8 protein-coding genes are annotated in these 5,872 nt (G+C 47.4%); 3 read left to right on the forward strand and 5 right to left on the reverse strand.

Annotated features, from left to right (window positions below; all coding sequences use genetic code 11):
- Positions 1 to 51: 51 nt before the first annotated feature.
- Together H1R82_RS13835 and H1R82_RS13840 are read left to right on the forward strand one after the other, a co-directional pair.
- On the forward strand, positions 52 to 444 hold the full coding sequence (locus H1R82_RS13835; RefSeq protein WP_037993644.1) for a hypothetical protein: 393 nt from the start codon (positions 52 to 54) through the stop codon (positions 442 to 444).
- 462 nt (positions 445 to 906) lie between these two features.
- On the forward strand, positions 907 to 1,122 hold the full coding sequence (locus H1R82_RS13840; protein WP_181731873.1) for a hypothetical protein: 216 nt from the start codon (positions 907 to 909) through the stop codon (positions 1,120 to 1,122).
- A gap of 130 nt (positions 1,123 to 1,252) precedes the next feature.
- Here the strand turns inward: H1R82_RS13840 and H1R82_RS13845 are convergent, their stop codons facing one another.
- Positions 1,253 to 1,615, reverse strand: coding sequence for a hypothetical protein (locus tag H1R82_RS13845; protein ID WP_181731874.1), 363 nt, complete (start codon positions 1,613 to 1,615; stop codon positions 1,253 to 1,255).
- Between the two features lie 212 nt (positions 1,616 to 1,827).
- Positions 1,828 to 2,304 carry a ribonuclease E activity regulator RraA gene (gene rraA, locus H1R82_RS13850; protein WP_037993650.1) on the reverse strand — a complete coding sequence of 159 codons (477 nt, stop codon included), beginning with the start codon at positions 2,302 to 2,304 and terminating at the stop codon, positions 1,828 to 1,830.
- A 144-nt stretch (positions 2,305 to 2,448) separates the two neighbouring features.
- Between rraA and H1R82_RS13855 the strand changes: the two genes are divergently transcribed.
- Entirely contained in the window at positions 2,449 to 3,039 is a 591-nt protein-coding gene (locus H1R82_RS13855; RefSeq protein WP_181731875.1) for a superoxide dismutase family protein, read from the forward strand.
- 34 nt (positions 3,040 to 3,073) lie between these two features.
- Here the strand turns inward: H1R82_RS13855 and H1R82_RS13860 are convergent, their stop codons facing one another.
- The 3 genes from H1R82_RS13860 to H1R82_RS13870 form a co-directional block, all read right to left on the reverse strand.
- Positions 3,074 to 4,078, reverse strand: coding sequence for an LLM class flavin-dependent oxidoreductase (locus H1R82_RS13860; protein ID WP_181731876.1), 1,005 nt, complete (start codon positions 4,076 to 4,078; stop codon positions 3,074 to 3,076).
- 63 nt (positions 4,079 to 4,141) lie between these two features.
- Positions 4,142 to 4,963 (reverse strand): hydroxyethylthiazole kinase, encoded by an 822-nt coding sequence (gene thiM, locus H1R82_RS13865; protein ID WP_181731877.1) that lies wholly within the window; start codon positions 4,961 to 4,963, stop codon positions 4,142 to 4,144.
- A gap of 59 nt (positions 4,964 to 5,022) precedes the next feature.
- A complete protein-coding gene (locus H1R82_RS13870; protein ID WP_181731878.1) occupies positions 5,023 to 5,709 on the reverse strand; it encodes a class I SAM-dependent methyltransferase in 687 nt (228 codons plus the stop codon).
- Positions 5,710 to 5,872 lie beyond the last annotated feature (163 nt).

The raw sequence follows: 5,872 nt of genomic DNA on the forward strand, positions 1-5,872 counted from the left end.
ATATTATATATTTTTAATATAATTTTTGTATAAAATACAAAGGAGATTCCCATGATCAGTTTCGGAAAAAGGTTGCTGGCATTATTTTTTGCCACTTTGTTATTTGCCATATATTATATGTTTCTCGGTATCATCGATGATCCTGCTTTAGACAGTTCGACGGTTGAAACAATGTTCGTTTTCTCTTTTATATATGGCGGTTGCGGAATCTTTACTTACGGACTGGCAGTCTCTTATGTAACCGACCGGCTTTTGCATTCAGTTCAGAACCCGTGGAAACACGGGATTGCATTGCTCTGCTACAGTTTGTTTGGATGGATGGCTGACCGGTGGATTTTACAAATCGATACAACCCATTGGATTGGATATTTCTCAACAACCGCTGCTTTATTTGTATTTGTTTGTGTGAAACTCTTTGAATTTCAAGAGAATCGGAAAAGTTGATTTGTCATTCAAACACTTCCACACCTTAATCTATGTGGATAGTACTTAGAAAGCAACAATCCATCATAAATATCCAGAAAATAATTTCTTATTGGTAAAATAGAATATAGGAAAAGGTGAAAATACAATGCAAGCGACAATTATACAGCGGGGGATCCTCCGGCTGGAAGGCCGATTGAATAATCCATGATTGACTTTGCTCTTTTTCGATCCTGGTTGAACCTGAGCCAGTGTTAGAAGAAAACCACGGTCCAGAAACGATCTCCCGGGGAGATCACTGAAGAATTGGCGAGTGAAAAGGAAAGACTTACTGCGACAAAAAGAACCCAAGGAAATCTGTTTTTTTTAGGTTATGAAATATTGAGCATCCCCTTTTCGCTTATGTACACTCTTTAAAATCTTTTTTTGTTAATATTCTCTATATTCTATATAATATTTATACCAAAAACAAAGAGGATTCTTATGATCGGTTTCGGAAAAAGGTTGTTGGCATTATTTTTTGCCGCTTTGTCATTTGCTGTTTACTATAAGTTTTTATATATCATCATTTTTTCTGATGCCTCTTATCCTTTAGACAACGATGATGTTGAAATGTTATTTGTTCTTTCTTTTCTTTACAGCTCATGTGGTTTCTTTACTTACGGGCTGGCGGTCTCTTATGTAACAGACCGTCTTTGAGGACAGCCCGGATAACTCAACGATATCCTCTTTACTGGTCTACATTTTCGTCAAACTATTTGAATTTAAAGAACACAGGAAAAGAAAATCCGATGGATTTCAGAATTGAATCACAGGTATCTTTGCCATCTCATTCATTTAAGCGGCTGTACACAACCAGACACAAAGGATAAGAAATCATAAAAATGGACAAAGCAATCAAAACACCGGATTCGGTATCAATAAGATTCGCTCTTGAAGAAGCATATACAACCCCGACACTGATCAGACCGATTGCATAAGCCAAAAATCCACTCTTGCCTTTGATCAACTGAGTTCTTTCATCATTCCTTCTGATATCCAGATTAGAAAATACATAAAGAACAACAGACACCCCCAATGACAAGGGCAAAAGAGCATCCATCCCGTTGTTCATTGCTTCCAAAACACCTGAAAAGATAATGATGACAGCGCAAATTCTCAGCCAAAGACGATCGGATCGTTTCCCTTGCATGATTTCGCCCTCCTCTGAGACCATTTTTCCGCAATCAAAAACTGAAAGGAAGCCCCAAGGCAACCGGATCCTTTGTTTTTTTGCGGTCAATCCTTCTGAAATGACAAGGAAGACATATTAAGTTTTTTCAATCACCTTGAGAATATTGCAGGAATATTCCGTATCATTTGACCCCCGGGATTTCTTTTCCGCCGGGGGTCGACGACCATTTTTCAGTCCAAGGTCAAGGGCTTGTCCGAGAGCACAATGCCATCTTCATCGGCGTAAGCATACCAGCCTGGTTTCCAGTGAACGCCGGCGAAGGAGACGGTGATGTCCCGCTTGCCTTTTCCTTCTTTCTTGCTTTTGACGGGGCAGGTGCCAAGGGCCCGAACGCCGAGATCCATTTCATTGATTTCGGCTGAATCGCGAATGCAACCGTTGATGATGACGCCGGCCAGGTTCCGCTCCACGGCGATTGTAGCCAGCCGGTCCCCCATCAAAGCGCAGCGGTTGGAACCGCCTCCGTCGACGACCAACACGGCACCGGAGGGAACGGTTTGTAAAGCTTCTTTGACCAGTACATTGTCTTCAAACACTTTCACCGTATGAATCGGGCCGTTAAACCGCTTTTTCTTTCCAAAATTCAAAAAAATGTTTTCACACACACCCAGTGACGAATAATGATCACATAAATCCGCTGTTTTCACCACTTATCCGCTCCTTTCAGTTCTATTATATAAAAATATCCAATCCCAATGAGTCCCCTTCCCCCCTTCTCCCCGGGAATCCTTGACAAATCATTGAATTATTTGAATAATGAGGGAAATCCTTCTTTCAGGAGGAATGCCACCATGCGCTTCTTGTCTCTTTTTTCCATGCTCGTGTTGCTGACGGCGGGAAGCTTGGGATGCTCCCCGAGCGAAGATGCCACGGCTCCCGGGGATCCCCATGCAACGAAAGAAAAAACGCCGGAAGGAACCCCTCTGCTTAAAGCGGTGGCCAATCTGACCAATGGTGAGGGCCATTCCGTGGGACAAGCGAGAATCACAGAGGATGAACATGGCGTGCGAATTCATCTCACGGCAAATCACCTGGCTCCCGGCGAACATGGCTTCCATATCCATGAAACCGGCCAATGCGAAGCGCCGGATTTCGAATCGGCCGGCGGACATTTTAATCCGAAAGGCAAAAAACACGGAAAAGAAAACCCGGAAGGAGCCCATGCCGGGGATTTGGACAACATCACCGTGAATCCGGACGGAAAAGTGGATGTCACCTTGACTGTGGACGGCGTGACGCTGAATCCGGAAGCATCCCATTCGCTGCTGAAAAGCGGGGGAACCGCCCTGGTGATTCATGAAAAAGCCGATGACCTGAAGTCGGATCCTGCCGGAAATGCCGGGGACCGGATCGCTTGCGGTGTCATCGAAGAAACAAAATAACAGGCAGGGCGGTGAGTGCCCTGCCTTCTGTTTTTCAGATCATGTCAAACGCTTCGGCGATCAACCGGTAAGATTTCAGCTTGGCTTCAAAGTCATGCATGATGGAAACCAGCATCACCTCATCGGCTTGATACGCTTCGCTCAGCCGGAGAATTTTTTCCTTGACATGAGCGGGATCGCCAACAACCACCCGTTTGCGGTTTTCTTTGATGCGGAACCGGTCAAACGCGTCATAGGGATAATTTAATGCCGTTTCCACAGAAGGAATTCCGCCCCGGGCTTCTCCTTTCTCAATCAAGAGCAAGGACAAATCGAGCGAGCTAGCCAGTTTTTCCGCTTCTTCCTCCGTTTCGCCGCACACCGCAAAAATGGAGACCATTGTCCGCGGTTTTTGGTTGATCCGGGAAGGTCGGAAATGCTCGCGGTAATAGCGGGTCACTTCTTCCCCGCCGGCTCCGTTGATAAACTGGGCAAACGAATAACCTGCCCCGTATTCGGCAGCCAGCGACGCACTACCTCCGCTGGAGCCCAACAACCACAGTTCCGGAGCCGTTTCGATTTGCGGGGTGGCCAACAGGCCGGGGAACTTTTCATTTTCCTCCGCCAAATCATACAGATAAATGATCAGGTCTTTCAATTGCTCCGGATATGTGTCATGTCCCAACGTTTCCTTGCCTTCCTGCAGGGCGCGGGTCGCCAGCGGCATGCCACCCGGTGCTCTTCCCACCCCCAAGTCAATCCGGTTGGGATAAAGTGCCTCCAACACCTTGAAATTTTCTGCCACTTTATACGGGCTGTAGTGCGGAAGCATCACGCCTCCGGAACCGATCCGCATGCGGGAAGTTTTGGCCGCCAAATGGCTGATCAAAACTTCCGGGCTCGATCCGGCCAAGCTTTGGGTAAAGTGGTGTTCGGACACCCAAAAGCGATGATAACCCATTTTTTCGGTTTCTTGGGCAAACCGGGTCGTATCCGCCAAAGCTTCCACGGCATTTTTCCCCTCAGGGATCGGGGATTGGTCCAAAACACTTAATAACATAAACGGACATCCTTTCCATTGGTGGTTCATCTCCGGACGGAGACTGTTGCAGGGTGTGTTCTGCTACGGATTGACCTTTTGCACCCGGGCCATTGATTGCAAATCTTTGTCAGTAACCCAATGCAGTTGATCCAAAAAGGCCGTTTGGAAAGATCCGGGGCCCTTTTCTCCTGTTTCTTCAGCCGCCAATTCGCCTGCCACCCCATAGGCGGCGACACCGGTGACGACGGCCTGTAAATGGTTTGCCCCCACTGCGGTAAAGGCTCCCAATACAGAAGAAAGCAGGCAACCCGTGCCGGTTACTTTCATCAATAAAGGATGGCCGTTTTGCACCAAATAATGAGTGGATCCGTCCGTGATGAGATCTTCCTTGCCGGTCATTGCCACCACCGCTTTGAAGGATTTTGCGCATGCGTCTGCATTTTCCACCAAACCGGCGGTTTCTTCCTCCTGCGCATCCACGCCTTTGGTCAATCCGGTCTGACCGGTCAATCCGGAAATCTCCCCGGCGTTTCCCCGGATCACCGAAACGTTTACTTCCGACAAAATTTTTTGCGCCATTTCCAGCCGGTAGGGGGTGCTGCCCACGCCAACGGGGTCAAAGATGACCGGAACCCCGTGCCGGTTGGCTGATTTGCCGGCAATGATCATGGCTTCCACCACGTCGGTTTGAAGCGTGCCGATATTTAAAACGAGCGCTTGCGAGAGCTTGGCCATGTCAGCCACCTCTTCCTTGGCATAAGCCATGACAGGGGATGCTCCCAATGCAAGCAACCCGTTAGCTGTAAATGCCGTCACCACCACGTTGGTGATATTGTGAATCAAGGGTTTTTGGCTGCGGATCCTGTTTAACAGATCTGCGTCGATCATTTCCATGCAACTCATCCCTTCATGAACAGACTATGTTTATTTTATCACGAAACCCTTGATTCCGTATCACCGGCTCACCATGACCGCCACCATACGCCCGCCCATTCGGGCACTTGCACACAGCCGTTTTTTCTCACTTTGTCCGCCACTTCATCGCCAAAGAAAAAGCGTGTCAATTCTTCCGCTTCGTCCAGATCCCGGAATGTGTAATCAGTGCGGATGACCGAATGGGAAAAACCGTATTCTTCTTCCAGAGCCCGGTAATACCGGCGTAAAAAATCCGGAGGATCCGGTTCTTCGGTGGCGGTTCCCATCGTTTCAAAAATGACGACGGTCCCCCCCGGTTTCAAGACACGCCGGATCTCCCCGATGATTTGGCTTAAATTTTTTCTCCATGTCGGATGATTGGAACTGGCCAGATAACAGATGCTCCATCCGGCCACCACCAAATCGGCTTGGTCATCTTCCACCGGAAGGCGGCGATGATCGGCCACCTGCACCTGCCAATGATCCAGTCCCTCCGCTTTCAGCTTTTCTGCCGTCACAGCCAGCATCCCGGCTGATTCATCCAAGGCCACGATACTGCGGGCAACTTTTGCCAGCGGCACGGTCAGCCTTCCGGTCCCGGCCCCTATGTCCACAATATCGGCTCCTTTTCCTGAATGGATTTTTTCAAGAAAAGGGATCACGCTTTTTTGTTTGGAAATCAACCGGTCATACATGGAAGCTTGTTCTTGATAAATCACGTCATGATCCGGCATCTTCATTCCCCTTTCTTCGCAAACGAACAATTGTTTGCAATTTTCGCCTTATCCGGGTAAAATAAAAAATGCGTCAATTTTTGCTTCTTTTTCCATCACGAAATATTTCATTTTATGGCAAATATTTTTTAAATTTTACGTTTCAGACATAATTATTATATAT

The organism is Thermoactinomyces intermedius, assembly GCF_013912365.1.
Classification (GTDB): Bacteria; Bacillota; Bacilli; order Thermoactinomycetales; family Thermoactinomycetaceae; genus Thermoactinomyces; species Thermoactinomyces intermedius.